The sequence below is a fragment of the Noviherbaspirillum sedimenti genome, from assembly GCF_003590835.1.
Taxonomy (GTDB): domain Bacteria; phylum Pseudomonadota; class Gammaproteobacteria; order Burkholderiales; family Burkholderiaceae_D; genus Paucimonas; species Paucimonas sedimenti.
This window is the reverse complement of the sequence record NZ_QYUQ01000002.1, coordinates 3,464,100-3,490,564: the sequence shown is the minus strand read 5'-3', so window position 1 is coordinate 3,490,564 and position 26,465 is coordinate 3,464,100. Positions and strand designations below refer to the sequence as shown.

Sequence of the window (26,465 nt, the reverse complement as noted above, 5' to 3'; positions counted from 1 at the left end):
AATCAAGAGTTGTACTGAATTCAATATATACAACAAATTATGGATTCTGAGCCATAATTCATAATTTCAATTGTAAAGCAAATCAACGTGGCTTATGCCAAGCAACAACGTGTAGCCCTCCTTGTGCTGCTCTCCGAGTCTCTGGTCGGCGTGGTGCGGCTGGGCGCAATCCTGCGCAACCCACTGTAGGCGCTCCACAAATTGATCTTCAAGGCGCCGTCAATGCTCGATGCAACGGCCACCAGGTCATTATCCTGGCGTGCGCATGACTGCCGCACAACCCCCAAACGCCTCGACACGGACAAAGTACAGGCGAATTTGTCGAACTTGCTACTTACCTTGCAGTCAATATTGGTGAAGCCGAACGATTAGTAGCTCAAAAGAAAAGAACCGCATGGGTTTACTTGGGCGGCTGGAAGGCTTGTTGAAAGTAATCAACGTCATAATTTAAAACGCTGCAACGGCAATTCGATGACCGCTGAGCGCTTTCATCAGGCATGACTATCCATAGCTTGCGCTGCCGGACATTTGGCATTTCCACCGGAAGCCGGCGCGTTTATTGAAGAGGTGCATATGCAACAACATCAAAAACTGGCCCTCGCAGCAGTTGCTGCGGCAGCGGTGCTGTCCGGTTGTGCGTCCCGGCAACCTGCCGCAGTGGTAGTCGTACCACAGACCCAGGCGATGCCTGCCTCGCAAGCAACTGCAGCAGTACGCGGCGGCACAGTCGTTGCCGTTCAAAACAGGGATACCACAAGCACCATAACCAGCGGCGGCCGCCAAGGCATGAGCAGCAGCGGTGGACCAGTGGAATCTGGCGCGACCGTAATCGGACAAACCTTGACTATTCAGTTCGAGGATGGGCATCGTGAGGTATTTCATGTTGCTGCGGGTGGCCAGAAATTTCAAATGGGCGATCGTGTGACGGTCAATGCGGCACAAGGCACGCCTGTGATTTCGCGTTCACCCATGTAGCGCTTGCCCTGAGGCTCTTTTATCGCCGTCTCGGGAACAACAACTGCCACAGCTGGCCGCCCCCTCGATCTTCGCCGGTAAGGATGTAATGCAACACGTTCGCATTGCGCAGCGTCATGTTCAGCGCTGAACGCACGAAGTGCTGGCCTGCGAGCAAGACAGCATCTTCTGCCTTCAGCATGAATTCCGCGTCCGGCAATAGAAAGATTTCGCTGCCCCGCTCGACCATCAGGATGATCGCCGGCAGATTAGCCTCGCGCCTGGCGCCATCGCTCAACAACTGGCCGGCACTGAGTGGCCAGTTGTTGAGCAGGGCCTTGTGCGCAGCTGCGGCGTTGCGCAGGTCAAGCTGGACGCTCCAGACTTCCGGGACCTGTCCTTTACAGATGGCTTCCAGGCGCGCGGCAAGTTCATGGCTCTCGCTTTCATCAGTCTGCCGTATGGCGGCGAGAAAGCGTGACAGCAAGGGGGTGGTGATGATCGAGATGCATTCCTGCGCCACGATGCGCGTATGCACCATGCTGAAATCGGCGCGGAAGGTGTCGAACAGCACATCGTTGGCGCCCTGGTTCTGGCGCGCCACGACAAATATGTCCGGATTGAGCTTCTTGGCCATCATGGCAATGGACAGGTTATTGATATCGTTCGGGCTGCCGGCCACAATGCCGTGCGCTTCCATGATCCCGGCGGCTTCCAGCACGCTCACTTCGGTGCCAATGCCGCGCACGGTGTGGCCACTGGCCGGTCCCTCTCCTTCCGGGTCGATCACCGTCAATGTAATTCCGGGCAATGCCAGATAGCGGGCAATCGATTGCCCGAAAAGGCCGTAACCGCAGATGATCCAGCGCCCATGAGGCGGCAGATGCACTTGCGGCAGCGTCGTTCCCGGCAAGCCAGTCAGGATCTCGATCAGCCGGAAACGTTCCGGCGACGCCACGGCCAGCGCCAGGTATTCGGCAAACCGCTCGTAGGCATTGACGATGTGGTGGGTGCCGAACGACGCCATGCTGGCCGTGACGCCCCGGCTGCGGGCGCGGGCGAGAACAGGAATGTCCGGATTGAGCAGCCGGGTATTGATGGCAATGGCCAGGTTGCATTCGTCATCATTGGTCACGGCCAGAACGCCTTTGCATTGCGGATGACACAAGCCGGCCATCAGCAGATTGGCGGCACTGCCGGCGTCTGCGGTGAGCGTGGGATCATTGGTCTTGAAATCCTCCAGGTCCAGTTCTTCCACACGCTGCGCATCCTTGTCCAGGATGACGAAGTCATACCCCAGAATATCCAGGGCACGGCAAATCAGGCTGCCTGTTTCGCCGCAGCCGCACACCAGGAAGAAGGGCGCATGCATGCGCACCACATGGCGGGCAAAGCGCGACGCCACCAGGGTATGCTGGAACGCCTTGTCCTGCAGCAGGGCCAGCAGGGTCAGGATGGAGTAGGACCAGGCAATGACGGTCATGTAGATGCAGGCCGTGGCCCACAGCCGCTGAGCGTCAGAGAAAGCCCGGGGGATTTCGCCGAATCCGATGGTCGTGGCGGTAAAGCTGATGAAGTAGAAAGCGTGAAAAAAACTCATCGCCGGGGCCGGCGTGCCATCGGCGTTGATACCCGGCACAATCGTCAGCCCCAGCACCGCGATCGCATAAAACACGATCAGCACGATGATCGGCGCCCGCATCCTCCGCAGGACCAGGAAAAAGACGCTGTTCATGACTAGCGCCGCATCATGACCGTTTCAACCACGAGCATTGTGACGGAAATGATATTGGCCAGCAGGGCGCCGCCGGAGAGGGAGACGACGCTCGAGGTGACTTCCGGTGTCATGCCAGTGCCATTGATGTGCACCGCGATCGCCCAGATCACCGCCGCCGTAATCAACTGGAGGTCGGCCACCAGGCTGGTGGAAAGCAGCACGGCGCCAATCTGGGTGCGGTCGCCGAACTTGAGCACGGTGGCAATCATGTTGACCACGATGGCCGCGAACAGCTCATAGATGTTGTGAAGTTCCGGACGGTCGATATCCCCTATAAAAAAGCCGAAATTGAGGGTGGCAGCGAAAACGATGAAAAACGCAAAAATGACCTTTTCCAGATTCATGGCATGCCTCTTGGGACAGAGTTGGATGTTCCCCCCGATTTCATTGTTACCTTGGAGGAATCGAGCTGTTTCTCCTACGTCGCTGGTGGTACGTAATCCAATAATGAATGCAATCTGATCGTAGTGTAAAAGGAAACATAGCGGGCCCACTGCCTGTTGGCCTCGATAATACTTTTTGACATTTCTCCACCACTAAACAACTCTGTTTTGACAAATTTGTTTTATTGATTTATTGTAATAAATCAATAAAATTCTGTGTATCCGATTCCGGCCAGAGGATTCTTGCAATGGAGCGTATTGTCAAAGCCGGGAGCCCAAAGACCCGTGCATTTGCTTTGGCACCATGACACCCCTTCATCTGGCGACTTGGTCAGCCTAAACGAACAGCATAGGCCGCATGCAAAATATTCTCCTAGCAACGCCATCAAACATCACCACGATTCCTGAAGAAGAAATGAATTTGCACGATATCGTTCAGTTTTTTAAGGACGGCAAGCGCTGGATCATTGCGTCTACCCTCATTTGCTTGTTGCTTGGCGGAACATACGCCATGCTGACGCCCGCCAAATTTGAAGCATCGGCGAATCTGGAAATGGCAATGGTTGCCGGCACTCCCGTCGAGGTGCCGAGTATCCTTGCAGAAAAATTAAAGCTGCCTCTTTATTATTCGAGTGAGACTTTCAATGCATGTCAGGTAGAGAAAGCACTCCCCTCTCCCGGCCAGGTTTTGGCAAGCCAGCTGAAGCCAGTTGCGAACAAAAATGCCCCGATTGTGAGCATCCGGTTTAAAGGATTGTCGCCCGACGCTGCGCAACGCTGCCTTACATCAGTAATTTCGGATGTCAGCAAAAACCAGGGGGCGTTATCCAAGCCTATCCTGGACACAAAAAAATCTCAGCTTCATACCCTGGAAAGGAAGCTTGCAGAGGCGGAAAAATTATTAGCCCTGCTTCCGGTAAAGGACATGAAATTCGTCTTCGATGACGGCAAGTTTTCCGCTTCAGCCTTGTTATTGGCCACGTTAATGACAAAAGACCATGAAATAACGGAATTAAGAAACCAGATAAATGACAAGCAGCTGGATCTGGCGGAGCCGCAAACAAAAGGTACGACGCTAGTCACGCCTATTTATGCGCCAAGCGGTCCAGTGGAGCCGAATAAAGCGTTGATTGTCTTATCCTCTGCGATTGCCGGCATATTATTTGGGCTAATGTTTTTAGCGGGAAGAAAAGTTTTCGCTTCCTAAAACCACCGCTCAGCGGCAACACCCTGAAAGAGTTTGTGTGCCCGTCCCGGCCCCATCGTGCGGCGCATCCAATGCCACCGCGACCTTCGAGGTATCCATTTCACCAAAAATCTTTCCATATTGACAAAATTTTTCGATTCCCAAAAGACTTCCTGTGCGTATCGTAGGGTAAAATTCTGGAGGCATGAGAGAAGCGTCCGGAAGGCTGCGTCCAGGACGGCAACAATTGAGGCGCTGTTTCTTTGTGGAATGTCCAACCGACAAACTGGCCAAATTAAACAAGATCAATATTGCATTTCCCGTGTGGCACATTGGCACTGCAGATCCGGCCAACGCTCCTTCTGCAATAGATCACATCTGGATTAGCGAAGAATTGAATGAATAAATCCGACCCCATCTACGTCACCCAACCCTACCTCCCGCCCCTGGAAGATTTTCTGCCTTACCTGGAAAAAATCTGGAGCAACAAGATTTTGACCAACGGCGGCCCGTTCCATCAACAACTGGAAGAGGCGCTGTGCAAATATCTCGGGGTCAATCACATCGCATTGTTTACCAATGGCACCATCGCCTTGGTCACGGCCCTGCAATCGCTGCGCATTACTGGCGAGGTCATCACGACCCCGTATTCATTTGTAGCGACTTCTCACTCGCTTCTGTGGAACGGCATCAAGCCAGTATTTGTGGACGTCGACCCGAATACGCTCAATCTGGATCCGGCCAGAATTGAAGCCGCGATCACCCCGCACACGACCGCAATCATGCCGGTCCACTGCTATGGGCACCCTTGCGATATCGAAGCAATTCAAAAAATCGCCGACAACTACAACCTCCGGGTGATCTACGATGCGGCGCATGCCTTTGGCGTGCAAGACCATGGCGGCAGTATTCTGAGGCATGGCGACCTGTCGGTACTTAGTTTTCATGCCACCAAAGTGTTTAACACCTTTGAGGGTGGCGCGATTGTTTGCCCTGATGCAAAAACCAAAACCCGCATCGATCAGTTGAAGAATTTTGGCCACGTAGGCGAAGTGACTGTGGTCGCGCCCGGGATCAATGGCAAAATGAGTGAAATCAATGCCGCCTTTGGTTTATTGCAACTGGAACACATTGATAAAGCGCTCGCGCGCCGCAAAGAAATTGATGCCACATATCGAGAACGTCTGGCCGGGGTTAAAGGCATTCATTGCCTGGCCGACGCCGGCGAGAAGCTTGCCAACTATTCTTATTTTCCGGTCCTGGTACAGCCCGACTATCCTATCAGTCGTGACGATCTCTACCATACGCTCAAGGAAAACGGCATTCACCCACGCCGTTATTTCTACCCCCTGATTTCCGACTTTCCGATGTACCGAGGCTTGCCATCGGCAGATCCCGCCAATCTTCCCGTGGCTTCCGCCGCTGCGCAAAAGATCCTTTGCCTGCCGATTTACCCGGCCCTGGAGACCGAACAAATCGACCGAATTACCCAACTGATTGCTGCCCAATCAATGTAGTCGGAATGAATTCTCACAATAACGAAGGACGCATGAAAGTCGCCATCATGCAGCCCTATTTTTTCCCCTATATTGGCTACTTCCAGTTGATCCAGTCAGTTGACCTGTTCATCGTGTATGACAACATCAAATACACAAAGAAAGGTTGGATCAACCGAAATAGAATGTTGCAAAACGGCAATGATGTTATGTTTTCGTTGCCGTTGAAAAATGATTCGGACAGCCTGGATGTATGCAAACGGGAACTTGCCGCAGATTTCAACCGCGACAAATTATTGAACCAGATCAAGGGAACGTATCGGCGTGCGCCGTATTTCGCGCAAACATTTCCGCTGGTCGAGCGCATCGTGCGGCATGCGGATGCGAACCTGTTTGGCTTTTTGCATCACTCGCTGGTCCAAACCTGTGAGCACCTGGGCATTGCGACGGAAATCAAGGTCTCCTCGAGCATTGCCATTGATCATGATTTGAAGAATCAGGATAAAGTGCTCGCCTTATGCGAGGCCGTGGGCGCCGACACCTATCTCAATGCGATCGGTGGCCTGGAACTCTACTCCAGGGACGAATTCAAGGAGAGTGGCATCGATTTGAAGTTTATTAAATCCAGGCCATTCGAATACACGCAGTTCGATCATCCTTTCGTCCCCTGGCTCTCCATCATCGACGTGATGATGTTCAATGCACCCGGCGTCATCCGCGAGTGTATCGAATCGCACCATGAACTGATCTGACAAGTATGGAACGCATTGCACATATGTTTACATGGAAAAAACTAGGCAAGGTCTTTTCTCCGCAGGAAGTAAAAGGGCGCAGTTGGCTGAAGGAATTCGCACAAGCACCGGCAACGCTGGTTTTCGATGACTTTGTCCGCGTTTACTTCTCCTGCCGACCGCCGGCAGACGCAAACGGACAATACGTAAGCTATTCCGCCTACGTGGATCTGGATCGCGACGACCTGTTCAAGGTGCGCAATGTGAGCGAACAGCCCATCCTGGGCCTGGGCGGCGTCGGCGAGTTCGATGAGTTCGGCACCTACCCCGTATCCGTCATTCGCGATGGCGACGAAGTCCGGGCGTTTTATGCCGGATGGACGCGTTGCGAATCCGTCCCCTTCAATGTCGCCATTGGTTGCGCAATCAGCCGCGACGATGGCAAGACATTCGCCAAGGCCGGCAACGGGCCGATCCTCAGCTATTCGCCGGATGAACCGTTTGTGCTGAGCGGACCCAAGATACGTCGCTTCAATGATGTCTGGTACCTGTGGTACATCGCCGGACGCAAATGGAAGGTGGTGGATGGCAGAGCGGAGCCGGTCTACAAGATCCGCATGGCCACGTCCCAGGATGGCATTCACTGGGTCAAGCAAAACAAGGACCTGATCGAAAGCCGCATCGAGGAAGACGAGGCACAAGCCAGCCCGGACGTGTTCTTCGCCAATGGCAAGTACCACATGTTTTTCTGTTACCGCCACAGCAGCCATTATCGCGGCAAAGCAAATGGTTACCGAATTGGCTACGCTTCCAGCACCAACCTGACCGACTGGGTGCGCGATGATACGAAGGCCGGCATCGACGTTTCGGAAGAAGGCTGGGATGCCGAGATGATCAGCTATCCGCATGTATTCGAACTGGATGGCAAGACCTATCTGGCCTACCTGGGCGATCAGGTCGGCAGGTACGGTTTCGGACTGGCCGTGCTGGACGGCACCTTAGCGTAGGATGCATACAATGAAATGGAACAAGCTCGGGAAAATATTTGACCCGACACAGCACACGATGCCGCACGAGTACGGGCAATTTGCACAATCCCCGCAGACAGTGGTATTTGATGATTTTGTGAGGATATATTTCTCCACCCGCGAACTGGACAAGCGCAATGGCAAGTACCTGAGCCACATCGCCTTCGTCGACATGCGCAAGAATCTGCGTGACATCATCCGCGTATCCGACAAGACAGTCATCCCGCTCGGCGGCTTGGGCTGTTTCGACGAACACGGCATTTTTCCGATGAATGTGGTGCGTCACAATGACGCGATCTATGGCTACACTTGCGGCTGGAACCGGCGTGTCTCGGTGTCCGTCGATACGGCAATCGGTCTCGCCATCAGCACCGATAACGGACTCACGTTTCAGCGCATGGGCGAGGGCCCTGTGCTCGCCGCCTCCCTGCACGAACCCTGCCTGGTCGGCGACGGTTTTGTGAAAGTCATCGGCGACACCTTCCACATGTGGTACATCTTCGGTACCGGCTGGAAGAAGTATGCATCGGACGCTGCGCCCGACCGCACTTACAAGATCGGCCATGCAATCTCGAAAGACGGCATCAACTGGGTCAAGGAAGAAGCGCGCCAGATCATCAGCGACCGCCTAGGTGAGGACGAGAGCCAGGCGCTGCCCACCGTGATCAAGATCGCAGGACGCTACCACATGTTTTTCTGCTATCGCCAGTCATTCGACTTCAGGAAAAACAACACGCGCGGCTATCGCATCGGCCATGCCTGGTCCGACGACCTGAGCAACTGGACGCGCGACGACGACCATCCGCTACTGGAAGGCAGCCCGGGCGAGTGGGATTCCGACATGCAGTGTTATCCGCACGTATTCGAATGTGATGGCAAAGTCTATTTGCTCTACAACGGCAACGAATTCGGCCGTTTCGGCTTTGGCTTGGCTGTGCTGGAAGCATGAGCGACCAGCTCGCGTTCTGTTTGAACAAGGCAAGCGTAACCGAAATCGCGACGCACTTGATGCGCTGCGATGCCGACTTCGTGCCGGCCTTAAGCAGCCGAACCGACATCAGCAGCTATGCGCACAAGATCGCCGGCAATGCGGCGCGATTCGAAGCTTGGGCCGACGGGATCCTGATCGGCTTGGTCGCAGCCTATTGCAACGATAGCGAGCGCCGCGTTGCCTACATTACCAGTGTCAGCGTGTTAAAAGAGCGGCAAGGCAGCGGGATTGCCTCGCGTCTGCTCGAGCAGTGCATCGAGCATGTCAAGGACCAGGGCTTTGCGCGCGTCGAACTTGAGGTGGATAGCCAGAATGGCGGCGCAACCAGGCTATATGAGAAAAAGCATTTCATCATCAATAGAAAGAATGGTCGATCAACGATCATGCAGCTCCATACCGGAAAGGATGCCTAAATGAGTAAGCAACGCGATTACAACGTCGAGATAAAAGACACCGCCGACCATCAGTACGCCTACAGTTTCGACTTCGATGTGATGCATCCGTTCATGATCAGGTCGTTTGCCCCGTTCTTCAACCAGGGCAGCCTGCTTGAACTGGGAAGCTTCAAAGGCGACTTTACGCGACGCTTCCTTTCTCACTTCGATGATGTGACTTGCGTGGAAGCCTCGGGCATCGCCATGGAAGAAGCAAGGCGCAAGCTGGGCGATAAAGTCCATTTCGTGAATTCGATGTTTGAAACCGCGACCCTGCCGAAGCGCTACGACAATATCGTATTGACCCATGTGCTGGAACATCTCGATGATCCTGTCCTGGTGCTCAAGCGCATCAATGACGAATGGCTCGCCGAAGGCGGACGCTTTTTCCTGGTTTGCCCGAATGCCAATGCGCCTTCGCGGCAGATCGCGGTCAAAATGGGCCTGATCTCGCATAACGCCGCCGTCACCCCGGCCGAAGCCGAGCATGGACACCGCTGCACCTATTCATTGGACACGCTGGAGCGCGATGCCGTCGCCGCAGGATTGAAGGTGGTACACCGTTCCGGGATATTCTTCAAGGCACTGGCGAACTTCCAATGGGACAAGTTATTAAATACGGACATCATCTCTAAAGAGTATCTGGATGGCTGTTACCAACTGGGACAGCAATATCCCGATCTGTGTTCCAGCATTTTCCTGATGTGCGAGCGGGGCAACAGCCAGGCATGATCAGCCCCGATGTCCATTAAGCGCAACATCCTCGCGAACTATGCCGGACAACTCTATGTCACGTTGATCGGCATCTTGCTGGTGCCTATGTATGTGCAATACATGGGCGCGGAGGCATATGGGCTGGTTGGATTCTATGCGATGTTGCAGGCGTGGTTCCAGTTGCTGGACATGGGACTGACGCCAACCATGGCGCGCGAGACAGCGCGTTTTCAGGGCGGTGCCGTTGACGCTTTGGGCCTGCGGCGCTTGTTGCGGGCACTGGAAGGGATTTTCATCGGGATCGCGATACTGGGCGCCGCAGCAATGCTGGCAGGCTCCGACTACATCGCGAGCAGTTGGCTTAAAGTGCAACAGTTACCGCTGCATGAAGTGAAAAATGCCGTGATGCTGATTGCGCTGATCGTCGCACTACGCTGGGTGTGCGGACTCTATCGCGGCGTCATCACCGGTTTCGAGAAAATCGTCTGGCTGAATGGCTTCAACATCATCATCGCAACGGCAAGATTTGCGCTTGTCATCCCATTCCTGATTTATATCGGCGCAACCCCAACCGAATTCTTCACCTACCAACTGGTCGTGGCGGTAATCGAGTTGCTCGGACTCGCAGGGCAAACCTACCGCCTGCTGCCGAAGATAGCGCCAGGCCAAAAGCTGCCCTGGCAATGGCAGCCATTGCGCAAGGTGCTGAAGTTCTCGCTCACCATCGCCTTTACCAGCGCAGTCTGGATACTCATTACGCAAACGGACAAGTTAATATTGTCCAAGTTACTGCTGTTGTCCGACTATGCTTACTTTACATTGGCTGTATTGGTAGCCAGTGGAATTATGGTCATCAGCGGGCCGATCAGCGGCGCGCTGCTTCCCCGCATGACTAAACTAAATGCGGAAGGCAATGAAGTTGGATTGATTCAGCTCTACCGGAACGCCACGCAACTGGTCGCCGTGATTGCCGTCCCCGCAGCACTGGTGCTGGCCTTTTTTGCAGAACAGGTACTGTGGGCTTGGACCGGCAATATTGAACTTGCCAGAAAAGCTGCTCCCGTACTGTCGCTGTACGCATTGGGCAACGGCATCCTCGCACTAGCAGCGTTTCCATACTATCTACAATTTGCCAAAGGCGATCTGAAATTGCATTTGATCGGGAATGTACTGTTTGTCGCGATATTCATTCCACTATTAATTTTCGCGGTCAATGCCTATGGGATGGTAGGGGCGGGCTATGCCTGGGTGGCCGCCAATCTGATTCCATTCGTTTTTTTCCTGCCAATCGTGCATCGGCGCTTTGTCAAGGGATTGCATACCCAATGGCTGGTGCGTGATCTCGGGGCCATCGTGCTGACCGTCCTGACCGGCGCCGTAATGGCCCAGCGCTTCCTGGAATGGCCACAGACACGACTTTCTGTTGCTGTGGAAATCGGAATACTCAGTCTGCTGTTGCTGGCGATTTCTGCAGGCTCATCTTCCTGGGTAAGGCAAACAATCAGAATCAAATGGCTTTCGAATTTTAAGCACCAATAATTATGGCTTCAGTTGATAAAAACCCCAAGGTTTCCGTTTGCGTCATTTCCTACAATCAGGAAAAGTATATTCGTGCATGCCTGCAAAGCATCGTCGATCAAGTTACCGATTTTGATTTTGAGGTGATTGTCGGAGATGACTGCTCGAGTGACGGGACCAGGAATGTCATTCTGGAATTTGCCCGTCAATATCCAGGCCTGGTCATACCGAACTTTTATGAAAATAAAGTTGGCGGCACACAAAATTATGTCGCCACCCACAACCTGGCGCGCGGTAAATTCGTAGCGCATATTGACGGCGACGATCTGGCATTACCGGGAAAACTGCAGATGCAGGCAGATTATCTCGAAAAACATCCTGACTGTGCCGTTGTATGGCATCGCATGTATGTTTTTGATGATGCTGGCAGTTTTTGCGTGCCGAATTTGCCCGATCTGAGCATGTATGAAGACGGCAAATTGTATCTTTCGGATTTGCTTGAGTTTGGCAGCATCAGTTATCACAGCTCCACAATGTATCGGGCGAAAGCAAGAAAGACCCGGGTGATTGAAGGCGATGCACTGGACTGGTCTTTCAATGTTGAATTTCTAAAATCTGGCTATGGAAAATACCTGGAGCCGATTCTGGGAAAGTATCGTTACAACAAAAACACCGGCATTTCGCGAAAAGATAAAGGCTTGATCAACACGCGAAAATTATATGCATTTCATCTCGAACATTATTTAACGACGCTTCCGGAGTTTCGTGCTTTTATTTTCATTAATGCAGTGCTCCATCTTTTAGTAGATTTAAAAAATCGCCGTCGTTCCACGTTCTATTTTCTTCGCCTGGCGATCAAATCAAAAAGAGTTGCCGGCATTTCCACACTTGCCAAAGCGCTGGTGCGATATCGGCAAATGAATCCACGGCTGTTTTAAATGACACTTTATCGCGCCTGCTGGCTGGCGGTCTACATTGCCGCAAATTTGATTGCGGCAATCGTCTTTTTTAGAAGTGGCCAACTGGATGGGGATTTGATCGGCTATCCGTTACCGGACCATTCCGTCCTGGTAGTTGCCAGCATTGCGGTTGTAGCCTCCTATTTGATCTGGATGGGGCCGCTATTTGGCGCCATGAATTCATTCAAGGTGAATTCCTTGGTTCCATCATGGGGAAAAATCCACCTACCGCATGATGAAAAATTCGTCGGTGTTTTTGTCATTCTCGTTCAACTATTATTCCTTCTGTTTAATATTGCTGAAGGAACGAATGTTGCAGGATCGCGGTTTTCCACGGACTCACCTCTCCGTTTTATCTGGATACTATTTGTCCCTGACACCTTGTTTTTGATCTACTACGGAATTTATAGAAAATCCAGATTCTTCAAATTCAATCTCGCTCTCTATCTCATATCCAATGTGATGCGCGGCTGGCTGGGGACCTGGATGATTGTTTTTTTTATGGAAGGCGCCTACAGGGTCAGCGAAAAGCGCCTGGACTGGAAAAAAGTCCTATTATTTCTCGTCGCCTTTAGCTTACTTCTGCCGCTGCTTGTTCAAATAAAATGGACCATTCGCACAGTAGCAACAGGTGGTGTTTTTAATGGAAATGAAATTCTTGAACAGATTTTAATGTTCACCAACACCGCCAACTGGTTTGATTCCTTTAGGGAAGCCATCCAGCCAATCGTCATGCGACTGCAGCATCTGGCGAATGTTATTGCGATCATTGATCAGTCTTCCATCCTCTCGGACGGCTTGAAGAACAGAGAGTTTTTATATTTTTTTGAAGAAGGCGTGCCGCAATATACGATAGGACAGATATTAGGAATGACTGGCGTATCTGATATCCACATCATGTTACTAACGTACTTGATTCCGGAACAACTGCCCGTTGATACGATCACCAATACCCATGTGGGATTGGCGGGGTGGTTCTGGATTGCACCGCATTTAATTTCTATTTATATTTTTTACTTGCTTGTGCTTTGCTGGGCAGGCATATGGCTCGCCAAGAAGATCGGCGGCGGGAATTTATTGATGAGTGTGGTTTGGTTCGCCTGGCTGGGATTTTTGATGAATGGCTGGTTCGCGGCCTACATCGGTTTCTTGCAAGGAATATTTATTTTGATGTGCTGCAGATTAACTGCGATGAAATTCATCCCAGAATGCATACCGGAATCGCCAATTAAACATGCCTAGATCGGATGTATGTGAATTTTTACCAAACACGACTGGATTGCGACGAATGATAAACACTATCGCCATAGTGGGCGCCTCTGGATATATCGGAAAATATTTGGTACAAGAACTTGGGGCGTGTAAAGACTATCGGGTCAAGGTTTTAACCAGAAGCTTGAATGACGATCGGATGGCGACGTCATGGCCAGCCAACATTGAAATCATCCAGGGCGATTTGTTTGACCTTGCTTCGTTGATCGATTTCTTTGAACGAGACTGCATTGTCGTCAATCTCGCCTATCTTTGGGATGCAGGCGAAGCGGCAAACCTGACGGTCACAAAAAACCTGCTGACGGCGTGTAAAACCGCGCAAGTGAAACGCTTGCTGCATTGTAGTACTGCGGCGGTTGTCGGCCGCGTGCCGGATAATGAAATTACTGAAACAACTGTTTGCTGCCCGGTAACCGAATACGGCACCACCAAGCTCAAGATCGAAAATGCCATTATTCAGGCAAGCACTGAATATTTTGAGACGGCCATTCTGCGGCCAACCGCCGTTTTCGGACCGGATAGTAATGCATTAAAAAAACTGGCAAATGATCTGGTGCAGGGTAGTGCATTGCGCAATTATCTCAAGGCCTGTCTTTTTGGGAAACGACGAATGAACCTGGTTCATATCGCCAATGTTGTTGCAGCAATCAGGTTTTTGATTCAGCAAGGCCAGCCGCTCAGGGGGGATGTTTTTATTGTTTCTGACGATGGCAATCAAAAGAATAATTTCGCAGACATTGAACAGTTTTTGGCATCCAGGCTCAACGGGGCGCAAACGCTTTGGCCACGCATCCATTTGCCATTATCGGTGTTAAGCCTGCTACTGCAATGTTTGGGAAGGAATAACATCAATCCACGCTGTAATTACTTGCAGAGCAAACTGCAAAGCCTTGGGTTTACCAGCCCAGTGACTTTTGAAGACGGACTGACAGAATATGCCACGTGGTACCGCTCCACCTGTCGTGTGGAAGACAAGGGATCGGCTGCGTGATGCGTGTACTTAACGTCAACTCCTCGCTTGATTTCAAAACTGGCGGCGGTACCGCAGAGCGCACGTTTCAGATGAGCCGCTTCCTGGCGGGTGAAGGAACGGAATGCACCGTCCTGACTATTGATACAGGACTCGATGAGGCCCGGATTCACGCGCTGGAACCCGCAAAGGTACTTGCACTGCCAATACTATGGAGACGATTCTATCTGCCCAAGATAAGCTGGAAAACAATAACGGGGCTGGTAAATAATGCAGATATTATTCATTTGATGGGGCACTGGGGCGTGCTCAACGCGCTTGTGTATATTGCCGTTCGTCGCGCAGGCAAGCCCTATGTAGTTTGCCCGGCAGGCGCACTGCCGATATTCGGGCGATCGAGCCGGCTCAAGCGTCTCTATAACTTTGTCATCGGCAATGCCATTATCCGTAATGCTTCGGCGTGGATCGCAGTAACGCCCGCTGAATTTCCGCAATTTGAAAGTTATGGCATTCCAGCATCGCAGGTCGCCGTCATTGCGAATGGCATATGCAAGGATGACTTTTCCAGCTTCGATATTGTTCAATTTCGCAACAAGAATAATTTGCCCGATGTCCCAGTCATTTTATTCATGGGGCGCCTCAATTTGATAAAAGGTCCCGACCTTTTATTGCAAGCCTTCGCTTCGGCACATGAGCACATGGGCGATTATCATCTCGTCTTCGCCGGTCCTGACGAGGGGATGCAATTCGAACTGCACCAGGCGGCACGACAGGCAGGGATCGCCGAGCGCGTGCATTTCCTGGGTTTTGTGAGTGGCAGCGATAAGGCCGCCGCTTACCATCTGGCTAGTTTGCTGGTCGTCCCGTCGCGTCAGGAAGCCATGTCGATCGTTGCCCTGGAGGCTGGCATTTGCGGGATACCGGTGATGGTGACGGACCAATGCGGATTTGATGAAATCCGATCGATTGATCCAGTTCTGGAAGTGCCGGCGAATGCGACCGGCATTGCCCATGGACTGGTTCAACTGGTTACAGAACCCGATAGGCTGAGTCGTATAGGACCTGCGCTTCAGACGTTTGTTTCACAACGATATGAATGGACTTCCATCGTAGTTAAGTATTTGAATTTATATAAAATAATCTTGGCAATGCCGGTGCAAAAATGAAATTGCTCGTTGTTTCACAATATTTTTGGCCAGAGAATTTCCGCATTAATAATCTGGTCAGCGCATTGTCGGCGGAAGGTGTGCAGGTTGAGGTATTGACCGGGCAACCGAATTACCCGCAGGGCCGGGTATTTGATGGCTATCGCGCCTGGAAATTCATCAAGGGGATTTTCAATGGCGTCACGATCCATCGCTTGCCCCTGGTTCCACGCGGCTCTAATTCTGCGCTATTTTTGATCTTGAATTATTTGTCGTTTGTGGCGAGCGGCATCTTGTTTGCGCCGTTTGCACTCCGGCGCAAAAAAATCGACGTCATCTTTGTCTACGCCCCATCGCCCATTTTGCAGGCAATTCCGGCGATCCTGCTCAAGTGGATCAAGCGTGCAAAGCTGGTCGTTTCGGTACAGGACTTATGGCCTGAGAGTCTGGAAGCGACTGGCTTTGTTCGCAATCGCGTCCTCTTGGCACTCGTCAGGGTACTTGTACGCTGGATTTATCGGCACACGGATTTGATCCTGGTGCAATCAAAGGCATTTGTTGATCCGGTAGCGGCATTGGCCGACCGCAGGAAGATCTGTTATTTTCCCAATTCCGCGGACGATGTCTTTTCTACCCCATCGGCGTGTAGTAACTGCCCAATCGAGGGGCTTGAGGCGGGATTTTCAGTCGTTTTTGCCGGGAATCTCGGTCATGCCCAATCCATTGAAACGATTATCGATGCGGCTGCTTTATTGGCGGATGCGCCTGACATCAGGATTTATTTGGTGGGCGACGGCAGTCGCACCGTTTGGATCCAGGGAGAAATCCAGGCGCGAAACCTGAAAAATGTCGTAATGACAGGGCGCTACCCCAGCGAATCGATGCCGGCAATAATGGGGCGCGCGAGCGCGCTGCTGGCGACCTTAAAAGATGAACCAATCTTTTATCACACGATTCCCAGTAAAATTCAGACCTATCTCGCGGCAGGGCGGCCACTTTTGGCTTGTATGAATGGCGAAGGCGCGCGCATCGTGATGGAGGCAAATGCCGGGATTAGTTGCGCTGCAGAAGACGCGTCGTCTCTAGCCAAAGCCATCAAGCAGTTGTCAAGTATGTCGGATCTCGAGCGGGAGCGAATGGGTCAGAATGGGCAGCAATACTTCAAAAAGCATTACGACAGCAACATGCTCACCAGAACACTGATCTCGCATTTCGAGGATGTCCTGACGGTGCGTCAGGACCAAAAGTAAATTGCCCCCCAGAGGGCAGCAGTACTTGACCAGAAATTTCTATATCTGCTGACGATAACTATATGAAGATTTTAATTTTAGGCGTGTCTGGAATGTTGGGGAATGTTGTTTTCCGCTATTTTTCGGAAAATGATCAATATGACGTTTTTGGCGCGGCACGCAGCGGTGGCGTGCGGCAGTTTTTTTCAAAATCCCTGGCGGATAAAATTGTTGTCGGGGTGGATGTCGATAATCAGGACTCGCTGTCTGCTCTTTTCGTAAAAGTGCGGCCAGACGTGGTCATTAACTGCGTCGGCCTGGTAAAGCAGCTCGCCGAAGCCGACGATCCTCTGGCCGCACTCCCCATCAATGCGCTTCTGCCGCACAGGTTAGCCCGACTTTGCGATCTGGCTGGTGCCCGGCTGATTCACATGAGCACCGACTGCGTATTTGCCGGCACAAAGGGCATGTACCGTGAACAGGACGCGTCGGACGCGCAAGACCTCTATGGACGGAGCAAATACCTGGGCGAGGTCGACTATCCCCATGCGATCACATTGCGCACCTCGATCATCGGCCAGGAACTCAGCAGCGCACATGGGCTGGTGAGCTGGTTCCTGGCGCAGCAGGGGCCCATCAAAGGGTTCACACGCGCCATTTTTTCGGGATTGCCAACAGTCGAGCTAGCGCGTGTCATGCGCGATTTCGTCGTGCCAAACCCAGCGCTACGCGGGCTTTATCATGTCTCCGCTGAGCCCATCAATAAATTTGACTTGCTTGAACTGGTAGCTCAGGCCTACGGCAAGACGATCACGATTACGCCTGATGACAAGCTGACGATAGACCGCTCGCTGGACTCCAGCCGCTTTCGTGAGGTCACGGGCTACCAGCCGCCCGGCTGGCCGGAACTGGTGCGCCGGATGCGGGAATTTGGTTAATAAATCGATACGGGATCTACAAAAATGTTTAATGACAAAGTGCTTCTTATCACCGGCGGAACAGGGTCCTTTGGCAACGCGGTACTCAACCGCTTCCTGCATTCAGATCTGGCGGAAATTCGTGTTTTCAGCCGTGATGAAAAAAAGCAGGAAGACATGCGCCTCGCCCTCAGGAGCGACAAGCTCAAGTTTTATATCGGCGATGTGCGCGAGTATGACAGCATTCACGATGCGCTTCGGGGTGTGGATTATGTGTTTCATGCGGCCGCGCTCAAACAGGTGCCTTCGTGCGAGTTTTATCCCATGGAAGCAGTGCGCACCAATGTGCTCGGTGCTGAAAACGTCATGCGCGCCGCGATTGCCAACGAGGTCAAACGCTGCGTTGTGCTGAGCACTGACAAAGCCGTTTATCCCATCAATGCCATGGGGATTTCCAAAGCCTTGATGGAAAAATTAATGGTGGCCAAGTCACGCTTGTGCGATCCCGGCAAAACCGTTTTGTCAGCCACACGCTATGGCAACGTGATGGCCTCGCGTGGCTCAGTCATTCCACTTTTCCTGGGCCAGCTACAGCAAGGAAAGCCACTGACCATTACCGACCCCAACATGACCAGGTTCCTCATGTCGCTTGAGGAATCCGTCGACCTGGTCATGTACGCGTTTGAGCATGCGCGCCCAGGCGATATCTTTGTGCAGAAATCCCCTGCATCCACAGTAGGCGACCTGGCGACGGCAATGAAGGAACTACTGCGTCGCGCCAACGACATCAAGATCATCGGGACAAGGCATGGCGAAAAGCTGTATGAGTCGCTGGTGTCGCGTGAAGAAATGGCCCGCGCTGATGACCTCGGCGGCTACTACCGGATTCCTGCCGATTCCCGCGACCTGAACTACGACAAGTACTTTGTGGAAGGCGAAACGGCCATTTCACAAATTGATGACTACACATCCCATAACACGCATCGCCTGAATGTTGAGAAAGTCAAAGAGGTTCTGATGAAACTGGATATTATTCGCGAGGCACTCAATGCGTAAGCTCAAGGTCATGACCATCGTCGGCACCCGGCCCGAAATCATTCGGCTGTCGCGCGTGATCGCCAAGCTGGACCAGCATTGCGAGCATGTGCTGGTGCATACCGGGCAGAATTATGATTATGAGCTCAACGAAGTGTTTTTCTCGGATCTCGGGATTCGCAAACCGGATGCGTTTCTTGAAGCCGCGGGCGCCACTGCTGCAGAGACCATTGGCCAGGTCATTATCGGCGCCGACAAGGTGCTGCAGGAACATGAACCCGAGGCCCTGTTATTGCTTGGGGATACCAACAGTAGTCTGGCGGCGATCTCCGCCAAACGCCGCAAGATACCTATTTTTCATATGGAAGCAGGCAATCGCTGTTTTGATTTCCGCGTTCCCGAAGAAATCAACCGCAGGATTGTTGACCATACGTCTGACATCAATCTGACCTACAGCGAAATCGCCCGCGAGTATCTCCTGCGCGAGGGATTGCCACCGGACCAGATCATCAAGACGGGCAGCCCGATGCGGGAGGTCATTGAGCATTACCAGCCGGGCATTGACGCTTCCGATATTCTGCCCCGCATGGGACTGACGGAACGAAAATATTTCTTAGTGAGTTCACATCGCGAAGAAAACGTCGATGCACCGGAAAACCTGCAGCGTCTGTTCAATGTACTGAATGCCCTGGCAGAGCAATTTTCTCTGCCGGTCATTGTTTCTACCCATCCGCGCACGCGCAAGCGCATGGATGCGCTGGATGCCACCGCTCATCCGCTGGTGCAGTTTCACAAGCCGTTTGGCTTCCTGGATTACATTCGGCTGCAAACATCCGCGCGCGCCGTGCTGTCAGACAGCGGCACGATCACGGAAGAATCGTCGATCCTGAATTTTCCAGCATTGAATCTGCGCGAAGTGCATGAGCGCCCGGAGGGCTTCGAGGAAGCCGCGGTCATGTTCGTTGGCCTGGATGTCGAGCGCGTGCTGCAGGGCCTCGATATACTGGCAACCCAGCCGCACGGGGCACAGCGCTCCTTACGTATGGTAAACGACTATGCTCCAGACAATGTGTCGGACAAAATCTTACGCATCATTTTGAGCTATACGGATTTTGTGAACAGAAAAGTCTGGCGAAAATCGTAGGGCGGTCAGCGTAGAAAGAGCGAATCATGATTCTGGTCACCGGAGCAACAGGGTTTGTCGGCAGCGCCCTTGTAAGACGCTTGCTTGATGAAGATACCTTCCGACGCCTGGCAGTTGCCGTACGCAGTGATGACCGGCGATTCCCGGACAGGGTTGCGCGGCACGTTGTGGGCGACATGGATGGCGCTACCGACTGGTCACTTGCGCTCGATGGCGTTTCTGCCATCGTGCACTGTGCCGCACGGGTCCACGTAATGATGGATACAGCTGCCGACCCATTGGAAGAATTTCGGCGAGTAAATGTCCAGGGGACCTTGGCCTTGGCGCGGCAAGCGGCGGCTGCCGGCGTACGTCGATTCGTATTTATCAGTTCCATCAAGGTGAATGGTGAAGCAACGCCACTGGGCCGCCCCTTCACTGCGGATGATACGCCTGCGCCTCTGGATGCCTATGGCATTTCCAAGTTGGAGGCAGAACAGGGCCTATTGGACTTATCCGCACAGACCGGCATGGAGCTTGTCATCATCCGCCCGCCCTTGGTATACGGGCCAGGCGTCAATGCAAATTTTGCGGCCATGACGCGCTGGTTGCAGCGGGGCGTGCCCTTGCCGCTGGGGTCTATTGATAACAAGCGCAGCCTGGTGGCTGTGGATAACCTGGTGGATTTGATCGTGACGTGCATTACGCATCCCGCCGCAGCCAACCAGACGTTTCTGGTATCCGATGGCGAAGATATTTCCGTCAGCGAACTGTTGCGTCGCATGGCCCAGGCAATGGGCCGGCCGGCACGACTGCTCGGTGTGCCGGCCCGCTTTCTCGAACTGGCAGCCAGCATGCTGGGGAAAAAAAATATCGCCCAACGCCTCTGCGGGTCCTTGCAGGTCGATATAGAAAAAACGCGCCGGTTATTGGGGTGGCATCCTCAAATAACACTGGATCAAGGTTTGAAAAAAGTCGCGGAAGGACGGTCTCGTGAAGCGCGTTTTTGATCTTTTGCTTGCCTTACTGGCTGGTATTTTTCTGATGCTTCCGATGTTGCTGGTAGCGCTGCTGGTGCGACTGACTTCGCCAGGACCTGTGCTTTACTGGTCAGAACGGGTGGGGCGTCACAACAAGATTTTCAGGATGCCGAAATTCCGCACCATGCGCATCGACACTCCCGCAGTGGCGACCCATCTGCTGCAGAATCCAGAGCGCTTCCTGACGCCGATCGGATCGTTTTTGCGCAAATCCAGCCTGGATGAATTGCCTCAGCTATGGAGCATCCTTAACGGTGACATGAGTTTTGTCGGCCCCCGCCCCGCCCTGTTCAACCAGGATGACTTGATCGCCTTGCGTGTCCAGTACGGTGTGCATGAGTTGCCCCCGGGCTTAACTGGCTGGGCGCAAGTCAACGGCCGCGACGAATTGCCGATCCCGGACAAGGTGAAGCTGGACGTCGAATACCTGCAGAAGCGTAACTTCTGGCTGGACCTGAAAATCATTTTCATGACGTTTTTCAAGGTACTGCGCAGGGATGGCATCGTGCACTAGCCTGCGATGGTATCGCTAGTCCTGATGCCGGAGTTCGACGCAATATTGAAACCCGATTCGTCAGTGTGGCGTGGCGCCGTTGGGTTTTCCCCTTCAATTTCCTGGATTGCTTGACTTGAATAATCGCTTGCTTATCGTCGGTGCTGGTGGTCATGGTCGGTCGGTGGCTGAGGCTGTAATGGCGATCGGCCAGTTTGCGATTGCAGGTTTTGCTGACGATGCAGCTCCCAGCCTGCCCCATGTCTGGGACATGCCAGTGCTAGGCAACACCGCCGACTTCCAGCGCTATCGCGCACACGCGGATGCGGCAATCGTCGCAATCGGAAACAATGCTCTGCGCGAGGCATTGTCGGACAAATTGCTCCAGGCAGGTTTTTCCCCAGTCACGCTCATCCACCCACGGGCCATCGTTTCACCAAGCGCCATCATCGGCGCCGGAAGTGTCATCATGGCTGGGGCCATTGTAGGTACGGAGGCAAAACTGGGGCGTGGCGTCATCGTCAATTGCGGGGCAGTGGTGGATCACCACGCCCAGGTAGAGGATTTCGGCCATTTAGGTGTGAATGCATGCATGGCTGGCGGCGCAAAGCTTGGGCGCGCAGCCTGGCTACAGGCCGGTGTCGCCCTCGGTTATGGCGCAAATGTAACACCGGGCATGGTACTGGCCTGCGCCCCTGCTTCTAAAAAATAGCTAAACACCCGTTTCTCGTACTGAGCGAACCTGCCGGGCCTATTGCCGGAAGCCGGCGTTGCGCACGACAACCTCATGCTGCCTTACGACTTGCTGGCGCACTCACTCATTGTTCGACACCCACGAGAATGGCCAGGATTGCTCCACCGGGTGGCTATAGACTTATAATCATGGAAAGGCGGGCATGGCCATCCGCTCCGGACATATGAAAACGTATGATTTTCGGATAAATTCCATCTTCATTTCATGTATCTACATAATAAAAGACAGGATAAATATGAACGGCAAACGGGACGAACAATCCCCGAGAAATATTGGGAAGGGGGCTGTAAATTGGGGGCAGCGGCATCCGCATCTGTGTTCAAGTATCCCCCTGATGCCTGAATGAGGAAGGGGAGTAATGAAGATTTCATTTGTCGTCGCCGTCTATCACAACGAAGGCGCGGTATCCGGAACACACGAAAAAATTCGGTCGGTCTTTGCAAATGACCTTGCGCAGCACGAGTACGAGATTGTTTTCGTGGATGATGGATCAAAGGATGGGTCTCTGCCAGAGATTCTGCGCCTGAGGGAACAGGATTCTCGGATAAAGGTCATCTCATTCACCCGGAACTTCGGCCAGATGGCCGCCATGCTGGCTGGCTTCAAGGAGGCCACTGGTGACGCAATCATCAACATCTCAGCTGATCTGCAAGATCCGGTTGAACTGATTCCGCAGATGATTGAAAAGTGGCAGGGAGGCGCCGAGACTGTCATTTGCTACAGGACAGATCGCGCGGATACGCTTTCGGCCAAACTGTTTTCTCGCCTGGCCTATGGCGTATTGCGCATGTCGCTGCCGCAAATTCCGCCCGGTGGTTTCGACTTTGTGCTAATGGACAGAAAGGTCATGGATGCATTCAATGCCATTGATGTCAGACATCGGTTTTTTCAGGGCGATTTGCTGTGGACCGGATATCGCACCAGCTTCATCCCATACATTCGCCTGAAAAGAACGATCGGCAAGTCCCAATACAACTTCGGCAAGAAGCTGAAGAATTTTCTGGATGCTGTACTGGATGCGTCCTACTTGCCGATCCGGTTTATTTCCCTCGTCGGTTTAATCACATCCGCATTGGGTCTCCTGTATAGCGCCACCATCGTTTTTAGCTGGCTGCGTGGCGAAACGCCATTCGAGGGTTGGGCCCCGCTGATGATCGTAATTCTGCTGGTAGGCGGAATGATCATGGTGATGCTGGGAGTGATAGGAGAATATGTTTGGCGAATAAATGAGGAAGTGCGCAAGAGACCAAACTATGTCATTCGAGATAAACATCTATGAGCGATACCCTTCAGTACTCAATCGTCGACGGCATCAAATGCTACAGTCCGGAAGTCGCGAGCGACTATACAGATTATCCCGATAGTGGATTTGACCTGACAGATAAAAATGCCGAGAGCAGCTTTTGGGTTAGTTCAAGGAACCGTTTATTCAAAGGCATTGTTCAACGCCATCTGGCACCGACAGGAAAAACGAAATTCCTGGAGATAGGCTGCGGCACTGGCGATTTCATCCACCAAATCGCCCAAAACGAAAATCTGGAAATCACCGGGTCGGAAATTTACCTGAAAGGCCTTGTATACGCCAAGAAAAACCTTCCCAATGTCGACTTCGTCCAATTCGATGTGACACAAGGGAAGATCGGTGAGCAATTTCATATCATCACTGCATTTGACGTCATTGAGCACATTGAAAACGATGGCGCCGCCCTATCAAATATGAGTCAGATGCTAAATAGGGATGGCGTCCTGATCATAAGCGTGCCGCAGCACATGTTCTTGTGGAGCAAACTGGATGAGATCGTTAAGCACAAACGCAGGTATTCCAGACGGGAATTAGTTAGAAAGCTTAAAGAAAATGGTTTCGAGATTAGTTATGCGACCTCTTTTGTCTTCATCCTGTTCCCGTTGATGTTGATTTCAAGGCTGTTTGACAAGGGACGCGATCAATCTCCGTCGGCCGAGAAAGCGCTTGAGAAAAGAGTTAAATTTTCAGATTCTTTGAATGTAATCTTTGATCTTTTTATGCGAATCGATGAGTTCCTTATTGGATTTGGCGCATCGCTTCCTTTTGGAGGAACACTGGTGATCGTCGCCAAAAAGCGTTAACCGGGATCACAGCTTGGCTTGACCAACACCTTTCCACGCCCACTGATAGCATAATGCATAGATTCCGAATCGAAGTCACAAAATTCACGCTTGTCGGCGCAGCAAACTTTGCCCTTACTTTGATGGTATTCACCATGATGTTGAAAGTATTTTCGGTGAACTACTTGCTTTCGCTTGTCGCTGCCTGGGTTGTCGGCATGATTTTTTCGTATGTGCTGAATTTTTCATGGGTGTTCAAGCCAGAACAAACTATACAGTTCAAGGCCAGATTCCTCAGATTTTTCCTGGCAAGTGCAATTTCGATAGCATTGAACCTTCTAGTCTTGAACTATATCGTTAAGCAAACTGATTTTGACCCTTTTTACGTGCAAATTGGCTTGATTCCTTTAGTCGTTGTCTTCAATTTTTCCACAGCAAAATATTGGTCTTTACGCCCTTCCGTATGAAATTTCCAGAAAAATATCGCGGCGATATTTCATCAAACCTCTCTCGTGGATTGGAGAGTATCGCCAAAGCGGGAATTTTTTTATGCGCTATCGTCGTGATCGCGTATTGCGTTTGGGCGTTGGAGCGCGGATTCGAAATTACCGATGAGGCGTATTACCTGTTACTCGCCATGCACGCTGATTCGGTCCAGTTTTATATCAGCGCACAGCAATGGATAAGCACCTGGCTTTGGCAGATCACAGGGAGCCTTCATCTGTTTAGAGCAGCTGGTATGGCGGTGCTTCTGGCCAGTTCAGGCTTGCTCGCAGTGGCGGCATTTTCTGCGTGCATACATATTGGTGTCGTAACGGATCGCTTTCAATCGAAAGCTGTGGTTGTTGCCGGTTCGATTGTTGGTGCAATGCTTTATGCCTCAACGATCAATCTTTCACCTTCCTATAACCTGCTGGCATCGGCAGGCGCATATGCGGCAGCGGGTCTGGTTTTGTTAGGGGTGCATCGTTCGAGCATCATTCAAAAACATCTGTTGTTTGCCATGGCAGGCTGTGCAATCGGCCTGGAGGCTCTTTGCAAGGCTTCCGCAGGTGCATCAACTTTAATGCTTCTCATCATATGGCTATGCATCTTTGAGCGTTCGTACTTCCACAAAATCGGTGGAACGGTATCGATGGCCGTCGGTGTCGTCGCTTTTACCGGCATAGCTTTATTGAGCAACACTACGGTTAGCGATGCAACACAAGCTGTTGAGCAGGGAATGCTTCTCTTCAGGGCCGTACAAGTTGAGTCGATAGATGTCCGTCTGATCAGGTATGCCATCCAGTTTGGGGAATATGTTGCGGAGACCTTGATTGCATTTTATATCCCTTTATTTGCATTTTCCGCTTATGCAATGACACGCCGCACAGTCATTGCAATAGCAGGGTTGGCTGTACTTTCATTTACCCTTTTATCCGGTCAGCACTTGCTCGGCGGATGGAGTGTGAAAGGCACTATCGCAGCCCCGATTGCGATATTTGCGATGCTGATCATGGCATTGCTTGTATCGATTCCAGTGTGGAGAAAGAATCGGCGTTCGATCGCATTATTCGGGGGTTTGTTTTTTCTGCCTTATTCCGTGGCGATGGGTACCGGTAACACACTGTTCACCCAGGTCATCGTTTCGCTGGCGCCGTGGGCGACACTGGTTACGCTGCTGGTGGTCGCCCACCACCCCAAAGGTCTCAGTAAAATTCCGGCCTCAGTCATTGGGTTCTGTTTTATAGCGACGGTTTCATCGCAAATCGTCACGAGCAGTTTGCAGCCCTACAACATGACGACTCCGCTCACAAAGCAAGACCAGTTATTTTCAATAGGAAACTTGGGCGTTGTAAAAGTTGATGCGGAAACCCACAAATTTCTGGCGGATATGAAAGCGGCTACCAAGGAATGCAATATATTGCCAGGGGCGCCCTTCTTGGGTTTGTATAATATTCCCGGAGTTGCACTTGCCCTGCAATCTGTTCCGGTAATGACGCCGTGGCTTAATAACGTTGCGCAGGCCGCGTTCGTTCTGGAGCGGGCACATCATGACGAATTACACTCCGTTGTAGTGGCTGTTAACATGGGAGCAGCGGAGAAATTGCCGCCATTGCCACATCAATTGGGCGGGTTCCCATTTGGCTACCATTACTGTGGAACGGCGACATACCCCTTCGGTGGTCAAAAAATCAAAATCTGGCAATCTCTCGGGAAGCGCTAAACAAATCCATGCCCTGGGCGTGCGG

Annotated in this window: 26 protein-coding genes; 24 read left to right on the top strand and 2 right to left on the bottom strand. The window is 52.2% G+C overall.

Going from position 1 to position 26,465, the window contains the following annotated elements; translation table 11 throughout:
- Positions 1-573: 573 nt before the first annotated feature.
- Entirely contained in the window at positions 574-975 is a 402-nt protein-coding gene (locus D3878_RS16275; protein WP_147384002.1) for a hypothetical protein, read from the top strand.
- Positions 976-994: 19 nt separating this feature from the next.
- Here D3878_RS16275 and D3878_RS16270 read toward each other — a convergent pair whose 3' ends face one another.
- On the bottom strand, positions 995-2,689 hold the full coding sequence (locus tag D3878_RS16270; RefSeq protein WP_119786442.1) for a potassium channel family protein: 1,695 nt from the start codon (positions 2,687-2,689) through the stop codon (positions 995-997).
- Between the two features lie 2 nt (positions 2,690-2,691).
- Positions 2,692-3,075, bottom strand: a complete 384-nt coding sequence (locus D3878_RS16265; protein ID WP_119786441.1) for a DUF6394 family protein — start codon at positions 3,073-3,075, stop codon at positions 2,692-2,694.
- 397 nt (positions 3,076-3,472) lie between these two features.
- Here D3878_RS16265 and D3878_RS16260 point away from each other — a divergent pair, with 397 nt between their 5' ends.
- From D3878_RS16260 to D3878_RS16150, 23 genes are all read left to right on the top strand, one after another.
- Positions 3,473-4,321, top strand: a complete 849-nt coding sequence (locus D3878_RS16260) for a Wzz/FepE/Etk N-terminal domain-containing protein (protein WP_119786440.1) — start codon at positions 3,473-3,475, stop codon at positions 4,319-4,321.
- Positions 4,322-4,698: 377 nt separating this feature from the next.
- A complete protein-coding gene (locus D3878_RS16255) occupies positions 4,699-5,817 on the top strand; it encodes a DegT/DnrJ/EryC1/StrS family aminotransferase (RefSeq protein WP_119786439.1) in 1,119 nt (372 codons plus the stop codon).
- 32 nt (positions 5,818-5,849) lie between these two features.
- Positions 5,850-6,548: a WbqC family protein gene (locus D3878_RS16250; RefSeq protein WP_119786438.1), complete on the top strand. Its 699-nt coding sequence runs from the start codon at positions 5,850-5,852 to the stop codon at positions 6,546-6,548.
- Positions 6,549-6,571: 23 nt separating this feature from the next.
- Positions 6,572-7,534 carry a glycoside hydrolase family protein gene (locus D3878_RS16245; protein ID WP_119787947.1) on the top strand — a complete coding sequence of 321 codons (963 nt, stop codon included), beginning with the start codon at positions 6,572-6,574 and terminating at the stop codon, positions 7,532-7,534.
- A gap of 118 nt (positions 7,535-7,652) precedes the next feature.
- Positions 7,653-8,504 carry a glycoside hydrolase family protein gene (locus D3878_RS16240; RefSeq protein WP_199688184.1) on the top strand — a complete coding sequence of 284 codons (852 nt, stop codon included), beginning with the start codon at positions 7,653-7,655 and terminating at the stop codon, positions 8,502-8,504.
- Positions 8,501-8,959 (top strand): GNAT family N-acetyltransferase, encoded by a 459-nt coding sequence (locus D3878_RS16235; RefSeq protein ID WP_119786436.1) that lies wholly within the window; start codon positions 8,501-8,503, stop codon positions 8,957-8,959. Before D3878_RS16240 ends, D3878_RS16235 begins: the two co-directional genes overlap by 4 nt.
- On the top strand, positions 8,960-9,712 hold the full coding sequence (locus D3878_RS16230) for a class I SAM-dependent methyltransferase (protein WP_119786435.1): 753 nt from the start codon (positions 8,960-8,962) through the stop codon (positions 9,710-9,712). It begins immediately after the preceding gene.
- Positions 9,713-9,721: 9 nt separating this feature from the next.
- The gene (locus tag D3878_RS16225) at positions 9,722-11,233 is read left to right on the top strand and encodes an oligosaccharide flippase family protein (protein WP_119786434.1); all 1,512 of its coding nucleotides are present in this window, start codon (positions 9,722-9,724) and stop codon (positions 11,231-11,233) included.
- A gap of 2 nt (positions 11,234-11,235) precedes the next feature.
- Positions 11,236-12,150, top strand: coding sequence for a glycosyltransferase family 2 protein (locus D3878_RS16220; protein ID WP_119786433.1), 915 nt, complete (start codon positions 11,236-11,238; stop codon positions 12,148-12,150).
- Complete coding sequence (gene wzy, locus D3878_RS16215; protein WP_119786432.1) at positions 12,151-13,413, top strand: oligosaccharide repeat unit polymerase; 1,263 nt, start codon at positions 12,151-12,153, stop codon at positions 13,411-13,413.
- A 46-nt stretch (positions 13,414-13,459) separates the two neighbouring features.
- Positions 13,460-14,434: an NAD-dependent epimerase/dehydratase family protein gene (locus D3878_RS16210; protein WP_119786431.1), complete on the top strand. Its 975-nt coding sequence runs from the start codon at positions 13,460-13,462 to the stop codon at positions 14,432-14,434.
- Complete coding sequence (locus D3878_RS16205) at positions 14,434-15,579, top strand: glycosyltransferase (protein WP_119786430.1); 1,146 nt, start codon at positions 14,434-14,436, stop codon at positions 15,577-15,579. The genes D3878_RS16210 and D3878_RS16205 overlap by 1 nt, the downstream gene beginning before the upstream one ends.
- On the top strand, positions 15,576-16,808 hold the full coding sequence (locus tag D3878_RS16200; RefSeq protein ID WP_119786429.1) for a glycosyltransferase family 4 protein: 1,233 nt from the start codon (positions 15,576-15,578) through the stop codon (positions 16,806-16,808). Before D3878_RS16205 ends, D3878_RS16200 begins: the two co-directional genes overlap by 4 nt.
- A 62-nt stretch (positions 16,809-16,870) precedes the next feature.
- The gene (locus tag D3878_RS16195; protein ID WP_119786428.1) at positions 16,871-17,725 is read left to right on the top strand and encodes a dTDP-4-dehydrorhamnose reductase family protein; all 855 of its coding nucleotides are present in this window, start codon (positions 16,871-16,873) and stop codon (positions 17,723-17,725) included.
- A gap of 24 nt (positions 17,726-17,749) precedes the next feature.
- Positions 17,750-18,760 carry a polysaccharide biosynthesis protein gene (locus tag D3878_RS16190; protein WP_119786427.1) on the top strand — a complete coding sequence of 337 codons (1,011 nt, stop codon included), beginning with the start codon at positions 17,750-17,752 and terminating at the stop codon, positions 18,758-18,760.
- Positions 18,753-19,883 (top strand): non-hydrolyzing UDP-N-acetylglucosamine 2-epimerase, encoded by a 1,131-nt coding sequence (gene wecB / locus D3878_RS16185; protein WP_119786426.1) that lies wholly within the window; start codon positions 18,753-18,755, stop codon positions 19,881-19,883. The genes D3878_RS16190 and wecB overlap by 8 nt, the downstream gene beginning before the upstream one ends.
- Before the next feature lie 26 nt (positions 19,884-19,909).
- A complete protein-coding gene (locus tag D3878_RS16180) occupies positions 19,910-20,872 on the top strand; it encodes a UDP-glucose 4-epimerase family protein (protein WP_199688183.1) in 963 nt (320 codons plus the stop codon).
- The gene (locus D3878_RS16175; RefSeq protein ID WP_119786424.1) at positions 20,856-21,416 is read left to right on the top strand and encodes a sugar transferase; all 561 of its coding nucleotides are present in this window, start codon (positions 20,856-20,858) and stop codon (positions 21,414-21,416) included. Before D3878_RS16180 ends, D3878_RS16175 begins: the two co-directional genes overlap by 17 nt.
- Before the next feature lie 115 nt (positions 21,417-21,531).
- Positions 21,532-22,107 carry a NeuD/PglB/VioB family sugar acetyltransferase gene (locus D3878_RS16170; protein ID WP_119787946.1) on the top strand — a complete coding sequence of 192 codons (576 nt, stop codon included), beginning with the start codon at positions 21,532-21,534 and terminating at the stop codon, positions 22,105-22,107.
- 400 nt (positions 22,108-22,507) lie between these two features.
- Complete coding sequence (locus D3878_RS16165; RefSeq protein ID WP_119786423.1) at positions 22,508-23,428, top strand: glycosyltransferase family 2 protein; 921 nt, start codon at positions 22,508-22,510, stop codon at positions 23,426-23,428.
- Positions 23,425-24,255: a class I SAM-dependent methyltransferase gene (locus D3878_RS16160; protein ID WP_119786422.1), complete on the top strand. Its 831-nt coding sequence runs from the start codon at positions 23,425-23,427 to the stop codon at positions 24,253-24,255. The genes D3878_RS16165 and D3878_RS16160 overlap by 4 nt, the downstream gene beginning before the upstream one ends.
- A gap of 53 nt (positions 24,256-24,308) precedes the next feature.
- Complete coding sequence (locus D3878_RS16155; RefSeq protein ID WP_119786421.1) at positions 24,309-24,701, top strand: GtrA family protein; 393 nt, start codon at positions 24,309-24,311, stop codon at positions 24,699-24,701.
- Positions 24,698-26,440, top strand: coding sequence for a hypothetical protein (locus tag D3878_RS16150; RefSeq protein ID WP_119786420.1), 1,743 nt, complete (start codon positions 24,698-24,700; stop codon positions 26,438-26,440). The genes D3878_RS16155 and D3878_RS16150 overlap by 4 nt, the downstream gene beginning before the upstream one ends.
- The last annotated feature ends 25 nt before the right edge of the window (positions 26,441-26,465 follow it).